Origin of the sequence: Pseudomonas sp. LAP_36 (assembly GCF_019456785.1) — a bacterium.
GTDB classification, from domain to species: domain Bacteria; phylum Pseudomonadota; class Gammaproteobacteria; order Pseudomonadales; family Pseudomonadaceae; genus Aquipseudomonas; species Aquipseudomonas tritici.
Map to the genome: position 1 here is coordinate 40,910 of NZ_JAHZMS010000010.1, position 25,230 is coordinate 66,139.

Below are 25,230 nucleotides of genomic sequence, written 5' to 3' on the forward strand. Positions count from 1 at the left end.
GGATAGGCAAATATCTGGCATGATAAAAACAACTTTTATCACTGGTAGCCAGTCGCCAAAGGAATACCGATGAACCTGAGAACACTGCGTGCCTTTGTCGAAGTGGTGCGCCAAGGTGGCTTCTCCCAGGCTGCCGAGGTGGTGTCCCTGACCCAATCCACCGTGAGCAAGGCGGTCAAGACCCTCGAAGACGAACTGGGCACGCCGTTGCTCAACCGTCTCGGCCACCGCAACGAACTCACCGCCGCCGGCGAAATTGCCTACCGCCGCGCCTTGGTGCTGCTCGCCGAACACAACGACCTGGTGGCCGAGATCAACGACCTGCGCGGCCTCAAGCGCGGCGTGCTGCGAATCGGCTTGCCGCCTGTGGGCTGCGGCGTGCTGTTCGCGACGATGTTTGCCACCTACCGCAGTCGCTATCCGGACATCGACATCGAACTCACCGAGTACGGCAGCAAAAAACTGCGCGAGTGCCTGGAAGCGGGGGAGGTCGACTTGGCGGCGCTGCTGCTGCCGGTGGACGAAGGCTTCGACTACCAACCCGTACGCAATGAACCACTGATCGCCGTGTTGCCCATCAGCCACCCATTGGCTCGGCGCAAACGCATCGACTTCACCGACTTGGCGGACTCACCTTTCATCCTGTTTGAAGCCGGCTTCGCCCTGAACGCCAAGATTCTCACTGCGTGCGAACGCAAAGGCGTCACCCCCAAGGTGACGGCACGCAGCGGCCAGATCGACTTCATCGTCGACCTTGTCGCCGCCGGTTTGGGCGTGGCCTTCCTACCGCGCATGCTGGCGCACAAACATCAACACGCCGGCATCGCCCTGATCCCCTTGGACGAACCTCACACCGACTGGCACATCGCCCTGGCCTGGCGCGCCAGCGCCCACTTACCACCCGCCGCCCTGGCCTGGCTGGAGTTGGCCAGCGAGCACGCGGATTCAACCGGCCATCCGGTTTAATCGCAGCGAGTGCCATAGAAAGCTTGACTTCTCCTTTTCAATCAGTAACATACGGCGCATTCCGCGATAGCTCAGTTGGTAGAGCAAATGACTGTTAATCATTGGGTCCCTGGTTCGAGTCCAGGTCGTGGAGCCAGATAGAGAAAGCCTGCAGAGATGCAGGCTTTTTTTTGCCTTGGATTTGAGGTTCTCCGTTTCTTTACCGGCGGCCTGACAATTCGATGAAGGGCGAGCTGAGAGTGCTGGACCACTGATTTCATGAAGCAGCTATCCCCCACAAGCAGCGCAATGATGTGGGAAATTTCTGTTTTTTTTAGGAGTGTTCTTATATTTCGAGCTTTGCAGCCCCCGTAGAGTCTGCCTGCTGAGGCCAGCATCGGCATTTAAACAAATACGTACATTTAATTGACGCCATCAATCTGCCAGCCTAATATCGCCGCCAAGTAGTGGCACTAGGCCATGTAGAGGGATCTAGAAATGTGGCGTCTGATAGATCGGACCAGGCTCAGCCTGCTGTCCGCTTTTTTTTGCCTGAGCATCGCCGGAGTGGCGCAAGCCGCACCCCTGCAAAATGCACCCGGCGTCACCGACCTGATCCGCGATCGCCAGGATCGCCTGCTCGAAGAGCAACAGCGTCGCCTTGAAGAACTCAAGGACTTGCCCGGCAAATCCGCAGCGCCTGCCAAGCCGGCAGCACCCGCCGACACGCGCTGCTTTCCCATCAAAACCATCGAGCTCACCGGTGCCGACGCGCTGTCCGAAGGTGAGCGCGCCAGTCTGCTCAAACCCTACATCGGCCAATGCCTCGGCGTGCCGCAGCTCAATGAGTTGCTCAAGGTCATCACCGATCATTACCTCGCCAAAGGTTTGGTCACCAGCCGCGCCTACTTGCCGCAACAGGATCTCTCCAGGGGCAACCTGAAAGTCCAAGTGATCGAAGGTCGCCTGGAAGGTTTAAAGGGTGAAGAGGGCAGCGGCATCACCGACCGTCAACTAGCCATGAGCTTCCCTGGCAAAACCGGCGACTTGCTCAACCTGCGCGAAATCGAGCAGATGGTCGACCAGTTGAACCGCCTGCCATCGAACCAGGCGCAGATGGAATTGGCGCCGGGCAAGGCTGTCGGCGGCAGTGATGTGCTGGTGAAAAACACCCCGCAAAAGCCGTGGCGCGTTGGCCTTTCACGCCATAACGGCGGCCAACGCAGCACCGGTGAACAGCAGTGGGGCGTCAGCCTGGACTGGGACAATCCGCTGGGCCTGGCCGACCAACTCTCCTTGCGTGGTGGCCACGATGCGATCAGTGACCACCAGAAAACCTCCCGCAACTCGATGCTCAATTACAACCTGCCCTTCGGCTGGTGGAACCTCAATTACAGTTACAGCGAAACCGAATACCGCGCGCTGGCCCAGGCCAATGACTTCAACTTCAAACAGTCCGGCGACAGCCAAAACCACCAGTTGCGCCTGGAGCGGGTGATCCACCGCGACGCCTTGAGCAAAACCTCCCTCAGCACCGGCGTGGCGTACTTGCGCACCAATAACTTCGTCGAAGACAGCAAGCTCGCCCTGAGCAGCAACCGCCTCAGCGAAGCGCAATTCGGCATCAACCATGGCCGACGTATTGGCGGTTCGTTCCTCAACATCGACCTGGGCATGCAGGACGGTATCGGTGCGTTCGACGCCCAGGCCAATCACAACCCACGCCCCGGCCAGGCCGATGCGCGCTACCGCAAATACACCGCCACGCTGAGCTACCTGTACCCGTTCAAGCTGTGGGGCGAGTCGTTCAGTTTCAGCAGCCTGATGACCGGCCAGCGCAGTGAAGACGTGCTGTTCAGCCCGCAGCGCATGAGCCTCGGCGGGCAGTCTTCGATTCGCGGCTACAAGGACCAGAGCCTTAGCGGCGACAGCGGCGGCTATTGGCGCAACGACCTGCGCTGGAGCCGCCCAGTGACCTGGGCCTGGATGCAGCCAGTGTTCAGCGAATACGGCACCAGCCTCGGTTACGACCAAGGCGTGATCAGCCACGGCCGCTACAACGCCGAACAACACGGACGCATGACCAGCAACGCCGTGGAGCTGTTCGCACGCGGCGAGAACGTCGCCGCCACGGTGACCTTCGCACACTCTTTGGAACGACCGGGGCCGATCACTGAACGTGAAGCGCCGATCTATTTCCGCCTGGATTTCTTCCTTTAAATTTTTACCGCCCTCGGGCATTGAGACATGACATGGACGTTCGCCAGTTCGCCTTCCTCGCGCGCCAACCTTCTGCAGCCCTGAAAAGCCGTTCCAACTTCTTGGGGTTGCCCAAACGTGGATTAGCGTTGGTGTTGGCCAACGCGATGTTCTGGCAGCCGTTGCTGGCCCAGGCGGACGGAATTGTAGTCAGCGCACCTGGAACCAGCCTGGGGCAGGCGGCGAATGGCGTGCCGATCGTCAATATTGCTGCGCCCAATGGCAGTGGGCTGTCGCATAACCAGTTCAAGGATTACAACGTCGGCCAGCAGGGCGTGATCCTCAACAACGCCACCAGCCGGACCCAGTCCACGCAGTTGGGTGGGATCATCCTCGGCAACTCCAACCTCAAGGGCAATGCCGCAAATGTGATCCTCAACGAGGTGAACGGTGGTAGTCCGAGCCAGTTACGCGGGTTTACCGAAGTGGCGGGGCAGTCGGCGCATGTGATCGTTGCCAACCCCTATGGCATCACCTGCAACGGCTGCGGTTTTATCAATACTCCGCAAGCCACGTTGACCACGGGTAAAGCAGTGATCGAAAACGGCCAGGTCAGCCGCTACCAAGTCGACCAAGGCAGCGTGTCCATCGAAGGCGCCGGCCTGAATGCCAACAACATCGACAGCTTCGAAATCATCGCCCGCTCAGCCAAGATCAATGCCGAGATCCAGGCCAAGAAGCTGACGATCATCGCCGGTGCCAATGACGTTGATGCCAAGACCCTAAAAACCACTGCGCGTGTCGCTGATCCAGCCACCGCCCCTCAACTGGCCATCGACTCCTCGACGCTGGGTGGCATGTATGCAGGAGCGATCAGGCTGGTGAGTAGCGAAGCCGGTGTCGGGGTAAAACTCGACGGCAAGATGCTCGCCAGTGGCGGCGATATGCAGCTGGATGCCAATGGTCACCTGAGCCTGGCGCAAGCCACGGCGGCTGAAGCGGTTGTCATGAACGCCCAGAGCCTCGATGCCCGAGGTGCGATCTATGGCGGTACTCGAGTCGAAGCAATCACCCAAGGCACACTGACCAACCGCCGTTCCATCGCTGCTCAGGACAGCGTCAAGCTGACCAGCGACGGTCAGCTCGACAACCTCGGCATGGTCGAGGCCGGTGTCACCCCGGAGAACACCCGCAATCAGACCGGTGATGTGAGCCTCACCGCCAAGAACATCGACAACCGTGGCCAGAGCGTCATCGCCAGCCGCGACCTCAAGGTCACTGCCACTGAAACCCTCGATAACCGTGCCGGCACACTCTCGGCCAACACAGGTCTGACGCTCAATGCTAAGGACATCGACAATCGCGGCGGGACCCTGACCAGCCAGGGGACGGCCAAAACTACCCTTGGAGGTACGCTCGATAACCGCGACAACGGCACCCTGGCCAGCGGTGGTGAGCAAACGCTGAAAGCGACAGCGGTGAAGAACACCAGCGGCATCATCAGCAGCCAGGACACTCTGGGCCTGGACGTGGCCAGCCTCGACAATAGCAGCGGCAAAATCACCGCCAAAGGTGCGCTGACCCTGGACGGCACCACCGTCGAAAACGTTAAGGGTCAGATCACCAGCCAGGGCGACATTCTCGCCACCGCCAAAATCTTCAATCAGCAAGGCGGCAAACTGATCAGCCAAGGCCAGCTCACTCTGACCGCCGACATCATCGACAACAGCCTCGACGGCTACATCGCGTCCGCCCATGCAATGGGCCTCACGGCCCACCAGCAACTGATCAACTCCGGCAAAGGCATCATCAGCACCCAGCAGGGCCTGACCCTCAACGGCGGTGCGGTGGAGAACGCCACCGGCATCCTGCTCAGTCAGAGCGGAATCACCGCGACTCTGAGTGAGGGACTGAACAACCAAGATGGCAGTGTCATCACCCAGACCGGCGAACTCGATATCGATGCCAAGAGTGTCGATAACCGTGGCGGCGTTTTAGCCAGCGTTGCAGGCAAGCTTAAAACCACCCTGGCAACGGTGCTGGATAACGGCAAGTCGCTGACTGTCGTGGGCGACGCGGGGCTGATCCAGGCCGACTCGCTCGACTTGGGTGCGCAACAATCAGTACTCAATAACGGCGGCCAAGTGTCCGCCTTGAGTGGCGATGCACTGATCACCACTGCCACCCTCGACAACCAAGACGGCGCCCTGCTGGCCAAGCAAAAGCTGACGGTTCGTGCTCACGACCTCAACAACATCCAAGGCCGAGCGGCCGCCGACGCCATCGATTTCGGCCTCACCGGCGAGCTGAACAACCAATCTGGCCTGGTCGAAGGCAGCAGCGGTTTGCTGATCGACGCCGCGTCCATCAACAACCAGAACGGCAAGCTGCGTTCTCTTGGCCAGCAAGGTACCGCCAGCGTGGCCAGCGCGCAGTTGCTCGATAACCAGAGCGGCATGATCGAAGCCGCCAACCATGACGTGTCCCTGCGCATGTCCAGTTTCAAGAACACCGACGGTAATATCCTCCATGTCGGCACCGGCACTTTTGGGGTCGATCTGGCGAAGTTCAGCAATATCGGCGGAAGCATCGCCACCGCCGGCACCCTGACCGTCGACGCGTCCAAGTGGGACAACAACACTGACATCCAGGCCGCAGTGCTGGATGTGACCGTTGGCCAATTCAACCAGGCCGCCACCGGCAAGCTCGCCGCCAGCCAGAGCTTCACCGGCAAGGGCGACAGTTGGACCAACGCTGGCCGCATCACCAGTGGTGGGACCTTCTCGCTGACCGCCGCCAGCGTCACCAACACTGGCACCCTCGGTGGCGCAGGAAAAGTTGAGCTGAACGCTGATGCCGTGCGTAACGATCATGGTCTGATTTTCAGCGGCACCGACATGGCGCTGCGCTTCAAGAACCTGACCAACTACTATGCCGACATCTACAGCCTTGGCGGACTGAGCATGATGGCCCGCGATGGTGTGGCCCGTAGCGCATCCGTGGAAAACATCTCCAGTCATATCGAAGCGGCGAATGAACTGTTGATGCGCAGCGACACCGTTATCAACCGTAAGGATGTATTCAGCACTGTCGACCAAGTGGTGTCCGGTAGCCTCAGTGTGAAGTGCTACGACTGTAGCGGTGACCACCACAACGTCGACTACATTGCCAACGAAGTCTCCAAAAGCGTGGTGGCGACGGATTCGGCCAGCGCCTCGATTCAGAGCGGTTCCAAGCTGACCATCGATGGTTCCAGCGTGCTCAACAAATACAGCACCATGGCCTCTGGCGCAGACTTGCTAATCACTGCCGATAACGTTGCCAACATCGGCGCCACTACCGGTACCAGTACCCGCACACGCACCTGGAACACCGGTCGCGTCAGTGATGGTACGGATGAGCGCTTCCGTGGCAACTGGATAGCCCCCTATAACGCGCAGCCTAACCCGAAGGTCTTACCCGTCGGCGCGCTCAACTCTTTCAACCTGGTGGGTGATACCACCACCGTGACACCGGGCGCCCCGGTTGCCGCCGTGATTCAAGCGGCAGGCAGTGTCAACATCCAGGCTACCCAGCAGCTGGAAAACAGCAGCATCGTACAGTTCACACCGCCTACGCCCGTCGCGGACAAAGGCGGTGCCACCACCGTGACCCAGCCTGCCGTCGTCGTGCTGAACCCACAATTGCCACCGGACCTGGCGCAACAACAAGTCAACCCAACCACGATGCCTGGCTTCACTTTGCCAACCGGCCAAAGCGGCTTGTTTCACTTGGTCGACAGCGCAGCCGTTGCACAAAGCAGCCAGGACCTGAGCAAGGCGAACATCCAGGGCTCCAACGCCAGCCGCACGATCACCACTCCCAAGTATTTGGTAGTCACCGATCCGGCGCTTACCGACCTCAAGCAATTCATGAGTTCGGATTACATGCTGGACAAACTCGGCTACGACCCGCAGACCGCGTGGAAGCGTCTGGGCGACGGCCTCTATGAACAACGCCTGATCCAGCAGGCGGTCACTGCGCGCACGGGCCAGCGCTACATCGACGGCCAGACCAGCGATGAAGGCATGTTCAAGTACCTGATGAACAACGCCATCGCCAGTAAGGACCAACTCAATCTCGCCGTCGGTGTGACCCTGACTTCGCAACAAGTCGCAGCGTTGACCCATGACATCGTCTGGATGGAAGACCAGGTGATAAACGGCGAGCACGTGTTGGTGCCCGTGCTGTACATGGCCCAGGCGAACAACCGCCTGACGGCGGATGGCGCGCTGATTCAAGGCAAGGATGTGACGCTGATTGCCGGGGCGGACTTGAAGAACGCCGGGACCTTGCGTGCCAGTGAAAACCTGTCGGCAGCAGCAGGCAACAATCTGGTGAACACGCGGCTAGCCGAGGCTGGTGAAAAGCTCAAGCTGGTCGCGGGCAAGGACTTGGTGAACATGCAAGGCGGCATCCTCAAAGGCAAGGATGTTGACCTGAGCACGTTGACCGGCGATATCCGCAATGACCGGACTATCACCACGATTGAAAACAGTGGAAAAGGGTTCAGCTCCAAGACTGCTGTTGTGGATAGCGCTGCGAGCATTGAAGCCGGAAACAACCTGACGATGCATGCCGCGCGGGATCTGCTGAATGTGGGCGGGGCCATTACGGCAGGCAAGGACGCGGAGTTAAGCGCGGGTAATGATGTGGTGATTGCGGCAGCTCGCGAAGAAACCGGGTCGATGCGTCAGGACAAACGGCATTTCTGGGAACAAAGTCAGACGGTGCAGCATGCCAGTGAGATAAAGGTCGGTGGGGATCTCGATGTTGTGGCGACGAATGAGCTGACGATGGTCGCCAGCCATGTCAAGGCGGGGAGCGACGTCAACCTGTCTGGCAAGGATGTGAACCTCCTGGCGGCTGCCAACGAAGAATCAAGTGAGTATCGCTATAAACGCAGCGGCAAGAAGGTCAATCAGGAGGAAGACCATATTCGGCAGCAGGGTACGACGATTGATGCCGGTGGAGATGTAAACGTCGCTGCGCTGAACGACGTGACGATGGTCGCCAGCAAAATCAACGCCGGTAATGAAGCGTATCTTGTTGCCGGTAACCAGATGAATTTACTGGCTGAGCTCAATCGCGACTACTCCCTTTATGACATGACCAAGAAAGGCAGTTGGGGGAGTAACGCTGCTAAACGGGATGAGGTAACACAGCACACGAACGTCGGGAGTGAAATCAAGACGGGCGGCGATCTCACGCTCAAGAGTGGCGGCGATCAGCGCTATCAAGTGGCAACCCTGGACAGCGGAAAGGACCTGACACTCGATAGCGGCGGCCGCATCGTGTTTGAGGGCGTGAAGGACTTCCACGATGAGAGCCATACCAAGAGCAAGGGGGACTTGGCTTGGTACAAGATGAAAGGCGAAGGGAAAACGGATGAGACCCTTCGGCAAAGCGCTCTGATCGCTCAAGGCAAGCTTGTCATTAAAGCGGCCGAAGGCATTCGTATTGACATCAAACAGGTCGATCAACAGAGCGTTAGCCAAACCATCGACGCGATGGTTCAAGCTGATCCGAACCTTGCTTGGATGAAGCAGGCGGAAGCTCGGGGCGATATCGATTGGCGCCAAGTAAAAGAAATTCACGACAGCTTCAAGTATGAATCGTCCGGGCTGGGAGCCGGCGCCAAGATTGCCATCGCAATTCTGATGTCTTTCATACTTGGCCCTGCGGGTCTTGGGTTGAGTGGAACTAACTTGGCCGTCGCGGCCAGCTTGAGCACTACTGCAGTCACCAGCACCATTGATAACAAGGGCAATCTTGGTCTGGCGATCAAAGATACGTTCAGCGCGGGTAGTTTGAAGAACGCTGCGATTGCAGGGTTTACTGCTGGGTTTCTTGATTACGCCGACGATAAATGGTTTACGGCAGCCGATGGTACTGGGTCCGCCACACAGGGTATTCAACCCACAGATGGTGCTGCTGTAAGCGCAGCTAACCCTTCCAAAGATATCTTCCGTTGGAGCAATGCGACTGATGCGGCGACTCGTACAGTAACGCGAGCATTTATCAGCAGTGGTGTATCCACTGCGATTGGTGGTGGCAGTTTCAGTAGCAATTTCAACGCAGCGCTGCTGGGCGAGGCCGGCAACATGGCCATGGCCACCGGCTTCAATTGGGTTGGGGACCAAATCACCTTTCCAAACGGAAGTGTCCAGAAAATTGCTGCCCACGCCATCATGGGTGGCCTATTGGCAGAGCTGACGGGGAGTGACTTCAAAACTGGTGCAGCTGCTGCGGGATTGAACGAGGCTTTGATTAACGTCATGGCCGGTGCGGCTGGTAAAAATGAACAGCTGCAGTTGGTTTTTTCCCAGCTCACTGGTCTGGTGGGAGCTGCTGCTGTCGGGGGAGACCTCAACACTGGCTCAGTGATCGCTCAAAAGGCCACTACATTTAATTATCTTTTTCATGAGGAACTTGTTGAGAAAGAACGGAAGCTTAATACGTGCGCGACTGAAGATGCCTGTCAAAAAGTTCGCGATTATTACAACGACTTGGATGCAACTAGGAATAAAGGCTTTCCAAGTTTATGTCGTGATAATCCGACGATGTGCGAGCAAGTTTATGAGCGGCTTAAAAATGAAACTCCCTCAAACTGGGCTTTAGTGGAGGAGCTGAGAAAGTCTGGTGTAGACAATGTATCTGGGCGCGCCATAGCACTCCTGACAGCGATGGACAGGAATCAGGAAGCTATCAATATAAATATTGCCGAAAGCATCCGGGCTAAGAGTGGTGATATTGCTGGAAATGCCGCTGCTTCTGTTATGGACGCTTTAAACCCGGGGATGGATCTTTTTTCCTCAACAGCGGGTAAAACTGGAGCTGCTGGAGCTGGGATCAAAACGGGCATCATTGGTGATGTCGGGAAGAATCGAGGTATTCAGAACGTATACGATTCCATTCGTAAAGCACCTGAGTTTCCCGCAGGGTTTAGGGAGCGGGCGGGATCAACAACCAAAAATGTGGTAAACAATAGCGAACTGCTAAGCGATCTTAGGCAAGTAGAAGCAGGAAAATGGACTAAGATTTACAAGGACGGTTATGATGCGGTCGGAAATAAAGTGTCGATTCATTACTTTCAAAGTGAAAGTGGGAAAGTTTTTAATGTGAAAACTAAGCCAGATTGGAGTAATTATTGATGGAAAATCCAGTTTTAGTCGTAGAGCTATATGAGCCAGAGGAGGCTGCACGATTTTTAGCTGCCACATCTATCGGGTTGTTGAAGTCGATTAGTGATAAAGTCATGACACTTGCCGAAGCTGAACGTTTATTGTTTTCGCCTAGAACTGTAAGGGTGCTGGGTGAAAAAGGCATTTCTTCAGAGCTGTGTGGAATTATTATGGACTGTTGTGAATTGGACGATATCTTGGATTTGCTACCATTAAAGTTTGATGTTGAATTGAATAAAATGATTGAGCGTTTTTCTAATTATATAATTGGTACGGTCGCGCAGGACCCGTACGCTGCCCATGCAAGATTAAAATGAAATTGTGGAAAATAATACTGAATCCCGATGATTTTGAGATAATATTGCGAAAGGTGATAAGTATTATTTAGATGGGCTGCATAAAAAACATCTTGAGGTTTTTGATAGCGAGGGAGGAGTTAAGAGTGTCTTGAATCTTGATGGGTCGTATAATAATGAAAAGTCTAGAGTGGCGCTTAGTGAAGGCCGAAGTTTGCCAAAATGAAAAGCTATACACTTCTTGATCACATGAAGCAGAATTTTCTTGAGATTTTGGGCAAGAAACTGAACCTACCCATCGATCCGGATGATTTGTGCATAGATTAAAAAGGGATACTGGAAATGGACTTGTCGAGAAGAATTTAGTTGCTTGAGAGCGACGAAAACTTGCTTTCCCAAGCGTATGAATCCGATGATGAATTGGCCATTCAGGCGGCGTTAATTTTTATTAGGTCCCGAGCGATGGGTTTGTCTAGCTTTTTCGATGCTATTGTGGAGGATGCTGAAAAGACCCTTCTAACAGGTAGCTGGCCGAAAATTTCTGACGATTACAGTTTTCCAAAAAAATATAACTATCCCTATGATAACTAATGAGGGGCAGAGTTGAGCCGGGCGAGGGTACCCATTAGCTAAAGAGAGCCGTTTTAGCTGGATCTTTTCGTGGCGTGTCGCATTCATGCACTCACGCTATGCAGCAATCGCATCGCTTCACCACGTTTTCGTGGCCCCAGTGTGCCTAACAGCTAGCAGATCACTGTTAATCGTTGAGTCCCTGGTTCGAGTCCAGGTCGTGGAGCCAGATAGAGAAAGCCTGCAGAGATGCAGGCTTTTTTTTGCCTTGGATTTCCCAGGTGATCATAAATTGACTGCCATCGATGGCGACCCGATTCTCTCCAAACAATCCCAACTGCTGACACAGCACAACGAACTGGCGACAGACGCTTCGGATGGCCTTGCTGGCGTCTTTTCGGAAGTCGGCGATAGTCTTGAAGTCCGGCATCAAACGCCCAGTCAGCCACATCAATTCGACGTTACACTAGGCTTCTTGCTCCAGGCGCCGGCTCGACTGAATTCGGTGAGATAGCCGTAGATATAGATCTTCAGCAGGATCGCAGGGTGATAACCAGGTCGGCCTGTATCAGCAGGAATAGCGTTATCAAACCCCAAGTTGACCAAGTCGAGTTCGTCGACAAAGACGTCGACTACGCGCACCGGATTGGTACCGCTGACGTAGTCGTCGAGGCTCTCAGGAAGTAAGGTGTGTCATCACGCTAATTGACACGCCGGTCAATCCGCAGTGATTACTGTGCGCCTGCGCCAGCACTCGATTGACAGCCTGGAACGGCTGCACGCTTCTGTAGCGCGTTGATTGCTCATCCAATTGATCAGACGCGTGTTCAATTAACGGGGTGCGATTCAAGTCCCAGGTTTCGGTCTTGGCCAGGTTGCCTGTGCAATACGCATGAAATTATTGCCGTAGATCGCCTGGATATCCGCATCTGAGTAACCCAAGCGCGTTAATTGTTGTGCAACCTCACCCAGTGTCTCTGGCTGCAATTGAACATGTCCGTTCATCTGGCCATAGTGCTCAATCGGCCACCAGTCTTCCTCTTTTTCACCTTCCGGCAAATCTTTATGCTCAGGGTACAACTCGGTATCCAAGCCTATCCCAATATGGCGTGTCCCGATGCGCTCTGCCAGATAGTCGATTTGTCGAATGTAAGCGTCTACAGAGGCGGATGGGTCGCCCAAGAATATGCCTAAACCTGTAAGTCCGATCACCCCACCTTGAGCCGCACACGCGAATATTTGTTCGTCGTCGATTGTTCGCGGGTGATCAAAAACCGCTTTAACGTTGGTGTGAGAAAAAATCGCAGGGAGCTGTGAAATTTCCATAATTTCAAGACTGGCGCTTTTGCTGGCGTGCGAACAGTCAATGATAATTCCTGCTGTATTAATACCCTGTACGATCTTGCGTCCCAGGGGGGTCAATCCGGTACTTGCTCCATGGCAGCCGCCAGCGCAACTGTTGTCGCGGTTGTAGGCAAGCAACATTTGGCGAACCCCTAAGCTTGCGAACAGTGCCACCATCGCAGGATCCTGTAGCAGCATGTTTGAACCTTCGAGGTCAAAGGAGACCGCGAGCTTTCTATACTTGTGCGCCTGGTAGATATCGTCGGCGGTGGCCACCAGGACAAAGTCTTCCGGGTGATCAGCCAGCCAGCTTCTAAACCCCGCAATTGTTCGGATCACCGTTTCAAACGGGGTCATGTCCATGCCAACGTTGATCGACACATGATGGAAGCCGGCTGCTCGATACCTGTTCAGGCGGGACATATCCTGTCCGGGAATCAATGGCAAGCACGCATGGGCCTCCCATTGAATCACCGGGGGCTTGCTGACTCCTGATGGGTCAAGCTTCATCATTTAAACCCCGTCTAATCGCGTCGCTATCCATTAGTGCGCTAATGATGCCACGGCGCATTTCGCAATCTGAGCATCCTGCACGCCTAAGCCTGTAAGGTCTGCAATGGTAATCTGCGTGTCGTCCTGTCGTCCGATGGCGTGACCGCTCAATACGCTGCCGAGTGCTACAAGGCTGCCTTTGTCGATCAGGCCGGATTTGAAGGCTCCTGAAATCTCACCGAATTGGCAGCATTGCTCGATTGAGTCCACGACAATCACATCGGCACGTGCAACCAGGCGCACATCCAGCTCTTGCTTGCCAAAACTGTCTGCGCCAATAGCAGTGATGTGTGTCCCAGGGTTGACCCATTCATTCGCGATGATGGCTTCGCGAGAGGGTGTAGCCGTGATGATCAGGTTGGAGTTGGTCGCAACGTCCTTTGCATCTTGGGTAGCAACGACATCAAAGCCTAAAGCGTCGGCAAATTCACAGTATTGTTCCAAGCCTTGCCGGTTACGCCCGTAAACCGTCAAGCGTCGACATGCCGTGACGGGCATCAGGTGTTCCAGTTGCATGCGTGCCTGGTCGCCGGTACCCACCACACCGATGCCTCTCACCTGTGAGGGCGCCATGGCCCTCGCCACGATTTGCCCCGCCAGCGCTGTACGCATTGAGGTCAGCCAGCCGCCATCCCGAAGCAAAGCGACGGGTTGCCCCGTCAAGGCCGAGAAAATCAGCGTCAACCCACCGTTACTGGAAAAACCCTTCGCAGGATTGTCGTAGAAACCTGCCGAGACCCTGACTGAAAACACCTCGTCTCCTAGCATCCAAGCCGACTTCACGCAGCAGTCACCGTTGCTGGCCGGGAACTGAAAGCTTTGAACCTGAGGTAGCTGCACCCGTCCGTTAGCATGGGCAATGAATCCTTCTGCAATCAGCGCAGCAGCGTCCCTCGGGCACAAGGCACTCATGATTTGCGCTTGGGTGTAGATATTCATCGATTGCTCCATCGGCTATTGAAAGACGGGCGTTGTGCTTACCCGGCTGACTGGCGGTTACTCGCCGCCGTTAGACGGGATATGGCGCTACAATCGGGCGCTTCAGTAAAGGCGGGCATAACCATAGCACAAAAATACAATTAGTATCCTGAAGACGTTTTGTATTTTTTCGAGGCATATTTTTACCGTGAATAAACATCTGGATAATTACATCAGCAGCGCCCAGGCGATTGCGAAGCTCCTGGATCCGCACGCCGAGGTCATTATTCATGACCTGGCCTCCGGAAAGATTGCACATATCTTCAATGTGTTCTCTCAGCGGCGGGTCGGCGACAGTTCATTGACGGATATCAACGATGGGGCATCATTCGAGGGAGATGTTGCGGGCCCTTATAGAAAGGTGAATTTTGATCGCCGACAGCTAAGGTCGGTTACAGCGGTGCTCCGAGATCCTGAAGGGATCCAGATCGGGCTCTTATGCGTAAATTTTGACATCACTGTCATGAGCGGGATGGCAGAAATCGCTGCATCATTTTTAGGTTTTGAAAATACAGTTGAGAAGCCTCCGGCATTGTTTGCCACCGATTTCCAAGAGTCAGCGCACGCGATCATGGATGAATTTTTGAGGGCTCGCAGGGTGACATTGGCGTCGCTTACTTCAGAAGAAATGGTGGCACTGATTGGTGAAATGGATAAAGGCGGAGTCTTCGCGTTGCGCAATGCAACCAACTACATCTGCGAGCTGTTATCTCTATCACGGGCTACCGTCTACAAATATCTAAGGCGCTCCAGAGCAGCCACGGGTTTATAACGGTACTTTCTCCTTGCGATTTTTGGGTCTCAGATAACTGCTTTCCTCCTGAGTCTGTCCGCCCGACTTGCTGAGATTCACTACCAGCAGGCCAACAATAGTGAGGCTTGCACCCAGCAGAAATCCGTAACTTGTCTGTTCTCCAAGCCATAGGTACCCCATGAGTACGCCAAAGAGCGGACTCATGAAAGCCAGCACACCAAGGCGAGCTGCGAGGTAGCGACGAAGCATCCAGAACCAGATTAAGTAACTTGCTACTGACACAATCACTGTTTGAAAAATCAAGCTGGCCAGAGCTTGGGTTGAAAAGGTCACTGCGTTCTGGCCTAGCAGCAGGCTTAAGGGCAACAAGAGGAGAAACGCGCCCGCGAGTTGGTAGAACAGAGTCTGGGTTGCTGGTGCCTCACTGAGGCGACTGGTACGCACCGCTACGGTCGTGAACCCCCATGCAGCACCTGCGCCTAAACCCAGCAGATCGCCCAGCAGACTGTCCGTGATGGCTGGCTGAGTCGCGCCCCCATCACGCGGCATGAGAAAGGTGATGGCAATACCGGCGAATGCTAAAGACATGCCAAGCCATTGCATTGCACCAAGACGCTCCTCCGGCAGGCGCAGGTGCAGGCCGATGGCGGCGAATAACGGCGCTGTATAAAGAAAAACCGCCATATGCGAAGCACTTGTCCAGCGTAGTCCTTGCGCAACAAGCAGAAACTCAGCGGCAAATAAAACGCCCACGACTAACCCGGAGCGGCACCAAACGTTTGGTAACCATACCTCCCGCATGATCCATTTTCCTATTAGCCAGACCAGGAGTGCAGCGACTCCGGAGCGAACGGCGACCTGCATGATAGGAGCTATGTCGCCCGCAACAGCTTTGATCGCCACTTGCTGGGCACCCCATATGAGGCATAGCAGAACCATCACCGCCGTGGCGGCTCCGTCTACTGACTTCCTCATTCATCGATACCTTTTGATTGGGGCAACCCTTTATTTGCCTGCGACGACCTGCTGTTCACCTCGGGTGATTTATCGTCAAACCAGGTTGCTCGAACAATCGACATTGGCCTTTCCTTGGAAGTTAGGATCTGTTGTTGCCCTACGGCGAACGTGGATTGTGCGAAAGTAAGCAAGCCGCTACAAATCACGTGTTTTCAGCCTATAGAAGAGAAAAACTACGTTATGAGAGCTGATACGCCCCTTCGGGCCATAGCTTGTTTCGACGCGGTCATGCGAACGGGAAGCGTCAGTCTTGCGGCACGCCAGTTGTTTGTGACGCCGGGAGCAGTAGGGCAACAAATTCGCAAGCTGGAAGGTTGGCTAGGAACGCCGCTGTTTGTGCGTAACGTTCGCAGGCTACGACCAACGGCTGAAGCGCTGAGCTATTGGGAGCAAGTCAAGCCGGCGCTTCGCCAGCTAGAGACCGCCAATCTCGCCGTCCGAGGGAGTAGGGACAAGCAGGTACGTTTAAGCCTGCCGCCGGCGTTCGCCAACTCCTGGTTCGCAAAGCGCATGCCTTTGTTCACGGAACGTCATCCAGAGGTGCAACTGCACTTGAGCGCATCTACCGATGCTGTGGATTTCAATGACGCTACTTGCGACCTGGCAGTGCGGCATTTCGATGGATATGGCAGTGACGTGAACGCAGAACTGCTGTTGCCGGACGAGGTAAGGGTTTATTGCAGCCCGGCTTACCGCGAACGGCTCCAGTTGCATAGCCTTGATTGTTTGCTGGGGGCAACCTTGCTCTATACGACGTCTCATGCCCACTGGTCTCAATGGCTATCATCGGTCGGGATGTCTCCCGATAGCTTCTCCAGCAGCCTCAAATTCGACCAGTCTGAGCTGGCAATCGACGCGGCCCGGCGCGATCAAGGTCTAGTGCTCACCAGCCCTTGGCTGGTTGAGGAGGACGTACAGCGAGGCCTGCTCGTACCGGTCTTTGACGCTGTCCTAAGGACAGGTAAAGGCTATTACGTGGTGCAGGCCAACGATGTGGTGTTGGGTGAGGCAGCCCAACTGTTGCGCCGATGGCTTTGCGACGTAGCGCAGCGAGCCCAACAAAATTGATAACTTGAGCACACTCTGTCTTGGCTTTGCGGGGGGATCTGCGCAAAGGGCATCTATCAATCGTATTTGGGCGAACAGGGGGTTACGTCGTACTGTCCGGCCGCCGTATTTTTTTGCCTGGCTCAATCTTTATTGTGTAATCAGTACGCGTCTCGGTTGTTCCCGGAACGGAGCCTTCATTTCTTCGTAGATGTCCATCGTCCGTTATTACCTGAGCGCAATTTGCCAGCGAGCCATGACAGGGCTATCGCCGGAATTGAGAGAAGGGCCGCATAGATGATACCGACGCCTAGCAACGGGGATGCACCAGAAATCGCTAAAACCACTGGGATCTGGGAGAGCATTACGACGCCACCTGCGGACCACTGTGAGCTTCTTAGTACTGCCCCGAGGATTACCGACAGCGCTAGCGCGGCGGGATAGATGATCGTCCAGTAACTGGCCAGGTCCCACGGCTCCTCAGCCCCTGTGATTACTGAAACAACAGTCCAAAAAAATAGGGACACAACGCAGGTAACAATGAATGCCATGAATAATTCCTAAACTGTCGGAGCAAACTGAGTGAGGTTCGCACGCCATTGCTGAGTTTACTGATCCAGGCGCTGACGAAACCGAGGAATCGCGAAATCCAGAAATCGCCTCATTTTCAGGGGCATATGCCCAGGTGACATGTGGATCAGGTTGATAGGCGCCGACGGAGGCTCATAGTTATCCAGCACAATCTCCAGCAGTCCCTCGCTGATCGCCTCCGCGACTTGGTAGTGCAATAACTGAACGACTCCAACGCCATCAATGGCGGCCTGCGCTGCTGCGTCAGCGGTCGTCACCGATAAGCGCGGGGGCATCCGCCTCGTTGATTCTGCCACGCCATGTTTTGAGTGTTGAAAAGGCATAGGGGCGTCAAGTCGCACGGTTGGCAAGTTCTGCAGGTCTGCGGGACATTCAGGTCTTCCATACGCTTCCAGCAGCCTAGGACTCGCGCAAATTACAGTTCTCATGGCCCCCACCTGAGTGGCGATCATGCCGCTATCAGCGAGTGTTCCAATGCGCACTGCCATGTCCACGTGGTCGTCAACGAGGTGAGCGTTGCGATCAGAAAGCAGGAGCCGGATGTTGATTTCGGAAAACTCCCCTAAAAACGCGTTGACGATCGGCAGCACCTGCAGCCGGCCGAACATGATGGGCGCGGTCAGGACCAGTTCGCCTTTGGGGGCAATGAATTCTCCGGCAGCTTCGCGTTCGGCAACCTCCAACTGCTCCAATATTCGGCGTGCAGCAGCCACATAAGCCACCCCTGCATCGGTCAACGAGAGCCTACGCGTGGTTCGAATCAATAAGCGGCTACCTATCAGCATCTCCAGGTCAGAAATTTTCCTGCTGATGGTGGGAAGAGGGATATCGGCTAGCCGTCCGGCTGCCGTCAGGCTGCCAGCATCAATCGCAGCCACGAGCAGCTTCATTGCCTCAAATCTGTCCATGGAATGTTCCAATATTTGGTAGGGAGATTACCAATATTCTCAGATTATGTTGGTTTATTGAAACAGGCAATATAGCCCTATCAAGTGGGTGCGCCTGACGCTCGACAAGCCATGAACTCACCGCCTGATAGACCACTTATCTTTTTCATTCAGTGTCCAAGGAGTTTGCATGAGCATTAAAACGTTGTTAGCCGCCACTGCCCTCAGTGCAGCGCTCGCCAGCGCGGGAGTGGAAGCAGCCGACATTAGCCACCAAAGGGCAAGCGACGTCCAACACCATTTTGTAGAGGTAAAAGGGGTCCGCATCTTTTATCGGGAAGCGGGCGACCCATCGGCGCCAACCATCGTGTTGCTTCATGGATTTCCTACCTCATCATTCATGTATCGCGACTTGATTTCGAAACTAGCGGACCGTTACCACGTGATTGCCCCTGACTTCCCAGGTTTTGGATTCTCGGACAGCCCTGATCGGGCGAAGTACTCATACACGTTCGACAACATCGCCAAAACCATGGATGGATTTACTGAAGCGCTTGCGCTGAATCGCTACGCTCTTCAAGTCTTCGACTACGGTGCGCCTGTAGGCTGGCGGATGGCCGTCGCACACCCCGATAGAATCAGCGCAATCATTAGCCAAAACGGGAATGCTTACGTTGAAGGCCTCAGCGAGGGCTGGAACCCGATTCAACGTTACTGGAACGCGCCCACTGCCCAGAACCGCAACGCATTGCGCGAGCTGCTCAAACCAGAATCAATCAAGTGGCAATACACGCATGGCGTAGCGGACCCTGACAGTATCGCACCTGAAACATACACCTTGGATTACGCGTTCGTGTCGCGTCCCGGTAACGATGAAATCCAGCTGGACCTGTTCGCAGACTATGCCACCAACGTGAAGCGCTACCCCGAGTTCCAGGCGTATTTCCGCAAATATCAGCCGCCGATGTTGGCCGTCTGGGGAAAGAACGATCCGTTTTTTCTCCCGGCAGGCGCGAACGCATTCAAGCGTGATATTCCCAAAGCTGAGGTACATCTCTACGACACCGGGCACTTCGCACTGGAAACACACTTGAACGAGATCAGTGGTGAAATCCACCGCTTCCTGGACCGGAATGTGGTGCCGCAAAAATAAGTCCTGTCGCACGTCTGCAACAGCGGGTCATGCGCCCGCTGTTGCGGGTCCTCTCTACTCGCTCGTTAGCGTCTTGCATGTTGCGTGGCGGTCACGGCATTGCTCCCCCCAACAGCGTCAAGGTCCCTATTGCCTTGGAAGCGTTGGGCCTCAACTTTCGCCAAAGCGAGCAAAAGGGCGCGGCTTTCGTACTGCATCCCCGGCTCGCGCCGCCTCGACAGCGGCATTGAGTGCCAGCATGTTGAGGGGGCCTTGCCTTAACCTGTAGGAAAGCGGCCGCATGGGCCGCAATCGTCGACTTACCAGAGGGCGATGTCGTAGGTGAGGTAGAGGCGGTTGCTGTCGCGCCCTCGGGAGAACTCCGAGCGGTACACATAGTTGCGCATGCGCACACCCAGGCCCTTGAGCGTGCCGGCCTGTACAACGTAGGCCAGTTCGGTATCGCGCTCCCATTCCTTGACCGTGGTGGTGGACTTGCCGTCATTGCCGCTCAAGTAGCGCGCAGAGAAAGTCAGGCCGGGGACGCCGACGGCGGCGAAGTTGTAGCCGTAGTTGAGCATCCAGGTCTTTTCGTCTTCCTCGATGAACTTGCCAATGCCGGCGTTACTGAACGAGTACACGGTTGCGCCACTGATGTAGGGCAAACCGGCATCGCCGCGCAGGCTCTGGTAGCCCCCGCCAACGGTATGGCCAGCGATCGCGTAGGACAATTGCCCGCTGAACATGTCGTTATCGATTTTGCCTGCGTAGGCAGAGCCGCTATCAGCGCTGTTGAAGTACCGCAGGTCGCCAGTCAGCACGCCACCGGCCAGCGGCAGGTCGTGCTGGATACCGGCGAAGTTCTGGCGGTAAAAGTTTTCCAGTTCGCCGTAGAAATAACTCAAGCGGGTGTTTTTCCCCCATTTGTATTCGGCGCCGGCGTAGTTGAAGTCGCCTGACTTTTCGCCGCTGTAGCCATCCGGCACAATCGGCACGCTGTCGGTGGAGTCGCGTAATTTGAAACGGTCCAGGTGCCCGCCGGTGACCGTCAGGTTCTCGATGTCGTTACTGCTGACCTGAGTGCCCTGATAGGTCTGGGGCAACAGACGTGCGTCGTTGTAAATCAGCACCGGGGTCTTGGGCAGCAGGGTGCCGTACTTGACGGTGGTTTTGGCGAACCGGGCTTTCGCGGTGGCGCCGGCGCTGGCAAATTCGCCCGCTGCGCGGCCGTCGTCATGAATCGGCATGAGCCCGGTACCGCTGCGACCGCGTCCTGAGTCGAGCTTTACGCCGTAGAGCCCCAGGGCATCAACGCCGAAGCCGAGAGTACCCGCAGTGAATCCGGACTGATAGTCCAGCAAGAATCCCTGGGCCCATTCGGTACGTTCGCTTTTTGCCGTTCTCGCGGCACGTGCACTCATGCCGTGCTCATCGCGAAAGTTCTCGTTGAAATACACATTGCGCAGTTGCAGCTTGAGCTTGCTGTCATCAATAAAGCCTTCGGCATTGGCACCGGCGATCGGCACCAGACCCAATGCACAAAAAAGGGCCTGACGGGTATACATAGGGTTCATGGCAAACGTCTCATTGTTGTTATTTGGCGTGCAGGGCGACACGCACCCCGTGAGCGAGGCGCGTTGCAAGGCAGCAGAGAGATGAATCAGGTAAACAGGCTGATGGCCCCAGTCAACAAGGCCAGCGCGGTGACGACCAAGGAGGTCAACACCGCCCACTTGACAGTGGCTTTCTGGAAGTCACCAATGTCACGGTCGACCATCCCCACCAGCAACAGCGTCGATGCGACCAGCGGACTCATCAGATGCACGGGTTGCCCGAGGATCGAGGCACGCGCGATTTCTACCGGGTCTATGCCGTAAGCGGCGGCCGCATTGGCAAGGATCGGCACTACACCAAAATAGTAGGCGTCATTGGACAGCACGAAGGTCAGCGGCATGCTGGTGATCGCAACCACCAATGGAAACAGGTGGCCCCAGGACGGAGGGATCCAGTCGACCAGCGTCTGGGCCAGGGCATCCACCATCTTGGTGCCGGAAAAAATCCCGGCAAAAATCCCTGCGGCGAACACCAGCAACACGACCGTCATAGCGTTGCCCGAGTGCGCCAGGATGCGTTCTTTCTGAATATCCAATTGCGGGTAGTTGATCATCAGTGCGAGCACAAAGCCGATCAGGAACAGGATCGCGGAGTGCATCAGCCCCATCACCAGGGCCACCATCACCGCAATCACCAGGACCAGGTTGACGTAGGCCAGTTTGGGACGCTTGTGGGGCGTGTCCTCAAGAATCGCGTTGATGTAGCAATCGCCGCCACCGCTTTGCAGTTGCACGTTGCCAATACGCTTGCGCTCGGCTCGCCCCAGTACGAAAGCCACAAAGACCACCCACATGGCACCGCCGATCATGGTCGGCAGTAACGGCACGAAGTATGCGCCGGCATCCAGGCCCAGCGCTGCGATGGCCCGTGTCGCGGGGCCGCCCCAGGGTGTCATGCCGCTCATGATGCTCAGGGACAGCATGGAGATAGTCGCCAGGATCATCGGGTTCATGCCGATGCGTTTGTACAGCGGCAGCATCGCCGCGCAGGTAATCATGTAGGTGGTGGTGCCGTCGCCGTCGAGCGCGACCACCAGGGACAGCAAGGCGGTACCCACCGCGATCTTCATCGGGTCGCCATTGACGCGCTTGAGGATCTTGCGGATCAGCGGGTCGAACAGGCCCGCATCGATCATCAGGCCAAAGAACAGGATCGCGAACAACAGCAATGCGGCAGACGGCGCGACCATTTTCAGGCCGTCAAGCATCATCTTGCCCGTGGTGCCGCCGAAGCCGCCAATCACGGCGAAGACGATAGGTACGACGGTGAGCGCGACGATCGGCGACAGGCGCTTCGTCATGATGAGGAAGGTGAATACGACCACCATGGCCAGGCCAAGGAAAGCGAGCATAGGACGATTCTCTTGTTGTTATCGTAAAAATGGCTGACGCCGAGGCGCACGAGCCCTGACCCGCCGGGCGGCACAACGGCGCCTGGCGGGAAGGGGGGCAGTCAGGAGTAGGTGTTATTCGGTTTTCGCTAGATGCGTTTGGCGACCGTCAGGTCTTCCCAGGCTTGTCCCTGTGCCGCAGAAGATTTGCCGTCGAGCATCCGGTTCAGCGTTTCGCGGTGGCAGGCGTTTTCAGACATCGAAATCACCACTGTCGCAACCGCGTTGCTGGCCAGGCTGGTCAGGGCCCGCGCTTCAGACATGAATCGGTCAACGCCGATCAGCAACGCCAGGCCGGCCAACGGGATGTCGTGAATGACTGTCAGGGTCGAGGCCAGTGCCACGAACCCGCTGCCGGTAACGCCAGCGGCGCCTTTGGAGGACAGGAGCATGATTGCCAGCATGGTGATGATTTGCGTCAGGCTCAGGTCAATGTTGCAGGCCTGGGCAATGAAAATCGCCGCCAACGACAGGTAGATGGCCGTGCCGTCCAGGTTGAACGAGTAGCCGGTGGGCAGTACCAGGCCCACGACGCCTTTCTTGCAACCCAGTGCTTCGAGTTTTTCCAGCATGCGCGGCATGACAGGTTCCGTGGAGGAGGTCCCGAGTACCACCAGGAATTCTTCGCGAAAGTAGCGCAGCAATTTCCACAGGCTGAAGCCGTTCGCACGGCAAATGCTGCCCAGTACCGCGAAGACAAAGAAACCGCAGGCGATGTACAGGGTCATGATCAGCTTTGCCAGCGAACCCAGCGAGGTGATGCCGTACTGGCCGACGGTGAACGCCAGGGCCCCAAAAGCGCCGATCGGTGCAAAGCGCATCAGGTAAGCGAAAATCTTGAAGACCATGTGCGAGGCGGACTCGAGTACGTCGAGTACCGGCTTGCCACGCTCGCCCAGCGACGACAAGGCAAAGCCGGACAACACCGCGATAAACAGAACCGGCAGCACTTCACCTTTACTGAAGGCACCGATAAAGGTTTCGGGGATGATGTGCATGAAAAACTCTACAACCCCAAGTTTCGCGGCCGACTCCGTGTACTGGGTCAGTCCCTTGGTGCTCAGTTGGCTGGGATCGATGTTCATGCCAGCGCCCGGCTGGAACACATACACCGCCACCAGGCCAATCACCAGGCTGATCACCGTCAATACGAAGAACAGCAGCATGGTTTTGCTGAGCAGGCGCCCAAGCGAGCGTTTGTCGCTCATTCCGGCGATGCCAGTGACGATGGTGCAGAACACCACTGGAGCGATCATCATCTTGATGAGTTTGATGAATGCATCACCCAACGGCTTGAGCGCGATGGCCTGCTGGGCCCAGAAGTGTCCGACGACGATACCCAGCACCACGGCGCAGAGAATCTGGAAGTAGAGCGATTTAACAACTTTCATGGCATCACCCATTTTTAGAATTGTGCGGATGCAAAAATGCCAACGATCACCGGAATTATCCGGCGAGGCGTTGAGAGTCCGTGGCATAAACGAAGCCGGAAAAAAGCCTGCGCGCTGTGCGAACGACGGAAGCCTGAATTGTCTCACCGTTAACACCCGTGTAGGACAATACGACATCAATCCCACCGCTTGGGTGCTCGATGCGCACCGCTTCAAGGCGCGGCGTACTGATGCCGCCGAGCATTTGCGCGACGATGCTGCCGTCGATCACACACGCGGTGGCCAACCCGATCGAGCCGGTAATGGCCAGCGCGCGGTGGCAGTTGTGTGGCATGAAATAACGAACCTGGAGCGTACCGCCAGCGTTGGCGGGCGAGACCAGCACCGGCTTTGGAATCACTTTGTCGCTGACATCACCCAGGCCCATCGCCAGGCCTGCCTGAAGTCGCAATGACTCTAGGCGCCGCAGGAAGTCTTTGTCGGCGTCCAGTTCTGCCGGGCTTTCATCGCCACGCTTGCCCAGTTGGCTGGCTTCGATCAGCACCATGGGCATTGCCATGTCGATGCACGTGACCGCAATTCCATCGATCACATCTTGCGTGTTGCCAGTGGGGAGGAGTTTGCCGGTCTTGCTGCCGGCTGCATCAAGGAACGTCAGTTGCACCGGCGCCGCAGTACCCGGCACACCGTCGATCGCGGTGTCGCCCTCGTAACTGACTTTGCCATCCGGTGTGCATACCTCGGAATGGATAAAGGTCCCGGTGTTCACATTGCGAATGCGCACGCGAGTGCGCCCCGGCGTACCTTTGACCAAGCCCTGCTCGATGGCGAACGGGCCGACGGCACACAGCATGTTGCCGCAGTTGGGGGCGCTGTCGACCCGGCGCTGCGAAACCATCACCTGGACGAACAGGTAATCGACGTCCGCGTCCGGGTGCAGGGAAGGGCTGACAATCGCGACCTTGCTGGTTTGCGGGCTGCCACCGCCAATACCATCGATCTCCAGCTCATGGCCGGAGCCCATCACGTTGAGCAGCAGCTCGTCGCGTTCCGCGATGACAGCCGGCAGATCCCAGTCGAGAAACACCGGCCCCTTGGAGGTACCACCGCGCATCAGCACACAGGGAATTCTTTGCATGACTCTGACTCTTGTTGATCAATCGACGTAATTGATGCTCTTGGAGCAAGAGTCTCAAGGTTTCAAAAATGTTTCCAATGCAAATATTGACGAAATTATTGCGTTTGACGAATGATGGATTTGCTTTAAATTACGGGTCGACTTCTTATGTTGGTGAGGCAA

General features: G+C 56.1%; 16 protein-coding genes, 1 tRNA gene and 1 pseudogene. 9 read left to right on the forward strand and 9 right to left on the reverse strand.

The genetic code is table 11. The features are described 5' to 3' along the window. Positions 1–69 precede the first annotated feature (69 nt). The 6 genes from JBO08_RS24675 (at position 70) to JBO08_RS24700 (ending at position 11,254) form a co-directional block, all read left to right on the forward strand. On the forward strand, positions 70–966 hold the full coding sequence (locus JBO08_RS24675; RefSeq protein ID WP_065873304.1) for a LysR family transcriptional regulator: 897 nt from the start codon (positions 70–72) through the stop codon (positions 964–966). Positions 967–1,026: 60 nt separating this feature from the next. Continuing rightward, positions 1,027–1,102: transfer RNA gene (locus JBO08_RS24680), tRNA-Asn, on the forward strand. Between the two features lie 341 nt (positions 1,103–1,443). Continuing rightward, the gene (locus JBO08_RS24685; RefSeq protein ID WP_258407175.1) at positions 1,444–3,165 is read left to right on the forward strand and encodes a ShlB/FhaC/HecB family hemolysin secretion/activation protein; all 1,722 of its coding nucleotides are present in this window, start codon (positions 1,444–1,446) and stop codon (positions 3,163–3,165) included. Between the two features lie 32 nt (positions 3,166–3,197). Beyond that, the gene (locus JBO08_RS24690; protein ID WP_220075125.1) at positions 3,198–10,337 is read left to right on the forward strand and encodes a DUF637 domain-containing protein; all 7,140 of its coding nucleotides are present in this window, start codon (positions 3,198–3,200) and stop codon (positions 10,335–10,337) included. Next, positions 10,337–10,684 (forward strand): DUF3969 family protein, encoded by a 348-nt coding sequence (locus tag JBO08_RS24695; RefSeq protein WP_220075126.1) that lies wholly within the window; start codon positions 10,337–10,339, stop codon positions 10,682–10,684. The genes JBO08_RS24690 and JBO08_RS24695 overlap by 1 nt, the downstream gene beginning before the upstream one ends. A gap of 345 nt (positions 10,685–11,029) precedes the next feature. Next, positions 11,030–11,254, forward strand: a complete 225-nt coding sequence (locus JBO08_RS24700; RefSeq protein WP_220075127.1) for a hypothetical protein — start codon at positions 11,030–11,032, stop codon at positions 11,252–11,254. A gap of 268 nt (positions 11,255–11,522) precedes the next feature. Here JBO08_RS24700 and JBO08_RS24705 read toward each other — a convergent pair. From JBO08_RS24705 to JBO08_RS24715, 3 genes and pseudogenes are all read right to left on the reverse strand, one after another. Continuing rightward, positions 11,523–11,923, reverse strand: a pseudogene (locus JBO08_RS24705) (transposase); the annotation flags it as partial. 156 nt (positions 11,924–12,079) lie between these two features. Continuing rightward, positions 12,080–13,090: a membrane dipeptidase gene (locus JBO08_RS24710; protein WP_225930644.1), complete on the reverse strand. Its 1,011-nt coding sequence runs from the start codon at positions 13,088–13,090 to the stop codon at positions 12,080–12,082. A gap of 30 nt (positions 13,091–13,120) precedes the next feature. After that, positions 13,121–14,068, reverse strand: a complete 948-nt coding sequence (locus JBO08_RS24715; RefSeq protein ID WP_065873303.1) for an ornithine cyclodeaminase family protein — start codon at positions 14,066–14,068, stop codon at positions 13,121–13,123. Positions 14,069–14,255: 187 nt separating this feature from the next. Here JBO08_RS24715 and JBO08_RS24720 point away from each other — a divergent pair, with 187 nt between their 5' ends. After that, a complete protein-coding gene (locus JBO08_RS24720) occupies positions 14,256–14,879 on the forward strand; it encodes a transcriptional regulator (protein ID WP_065873302.1) in 624 nt (207 codons plus the stop codon). Here the strand turns inward: JBO08_RS24720 and JBO08_RS24725 are convergent. Then, positions 14,874–15,836: a DMT family transporter gene (locus JBO08_RS24725; protein WP_065873301.1), complete on the reverse strand. Its 963-nt coding sequence runs from the start codon at positions 15,834–15,836 to the stop codon at positions 14,874–14,876. The genes JBO08_RS24720 and JBO08_RS24725 overlap by 6 nt on opposite strands. Positions 15,837–16,058: 222 nt before the next feature. On the opposite strand from JBO08_RS24725, the gene JBO08_RS24730 reads away from it, so the two are divergent. Continuing rightward, the gene (locus tag JBO08_RS24730) at positions 16,059–16,946 is read left to right on the forward strand and encodes a LysR substrate-binding domain-containing protein (RefSeq protein WP_065945322.1); all 888 of its coding nucleotides are present in this window, start codon (positions 16,059–16,061) and stop codon (positions 16,944–16,946) included. A 587-nt stretch (positions 16,947–17,533) separates the two neighbouring features. Here the strand turns inward: JBO08_RS24730 and JBO08_RS24735 are convergent. Next, positions 17,534–18,424, reverse strand: a complete 891-nt coding sequence (locus JBO08_RS24735; protein WP_065880832.1) for a LysR family transcriptional regulator — start codon at positions 18,422–18,424, stop codon at positions 17,534–17,536. Between the two features lie 169 nt (positions 18,425–18,593). Here JBO08_RS24735 and JBO08_RS24740 point away from each other — a divergent pair, with 169 nt between their 5' ends. Beyond that, a complete protein-coding gene (locus JBO08_RS24740) occupies positions 18,594–19,556 on the forward strand; it encodes an alpha/beta fold hydrolase (protein WP_083207051.1) in 963 nt (320 codons plus the stop codon). Positions 19,557–19,855: 299 nt separating this feature from the next. Here JBO08_RS24740 and JBO08_RS24745 read toward each other — a convergent pair whose 3' ends face one another. The 4 genes from JBO08_RS24745 to JBO08_RS24760 all read right to left on the reverse strand — a co-directional run bounded on the left by JBO08_RS24745 (position 19,856) and on the right by JBO08_RS24760 (position 25,068). Next, a complete protein-coding gene (locus tag JBO08_RS24745) occupies positions 19,856–21,100 on the reverse strand; it encodes an OprD family porin (RefSeq protein WP_371913950.1) in 1,245 nt (414 codons plus the stop codon). 95 nt (positions 21,101–21,195) lie between these two features. Continuing rightward, positions 21,196–22,500 carry a CitMHS family transporter gene (locus tag JBO08_RS24750; protein ID WP_065873296.1) on the reverse strand — a complete coding sequence of 435 codons (1,305 nt, stop codon included), beginning with the start codon at positions 22,498–22,500 and terminating at the stop codon, positions 21,196–21,198. A gap of 128 nt (positions 22,501–22,628) precedes the next feature. Then, positions 22,629–23,942, reverse strand: a complete 1,314-nt coding sequence (locus JBO08_RS24755) for a dicarboxylate/amino acid:cation symporter (protein WP_065873295.1) — start codon at positions 23,940–23,942, stop codon at positions 22,629–22,631. Between the two features lie 43 nt (positions 23,943–23,985). Beyond that, positions 23,986–25,068 carry a 4-oxalomesaconate tautomerase gene (locus tag JBO08_RS24760; RefSeq protein ID WP_065873294.1) on the reverse strand — a complete coding sequence of 361 codons (1,083 nt, stop codon included), beginning with the start codon at positions 25,066–25,068 and terminating at the stop codon, positions 23,986–23,988. Between the last annotated feature and the right edge of the window lie 162 nt (positions 25,069–25,230).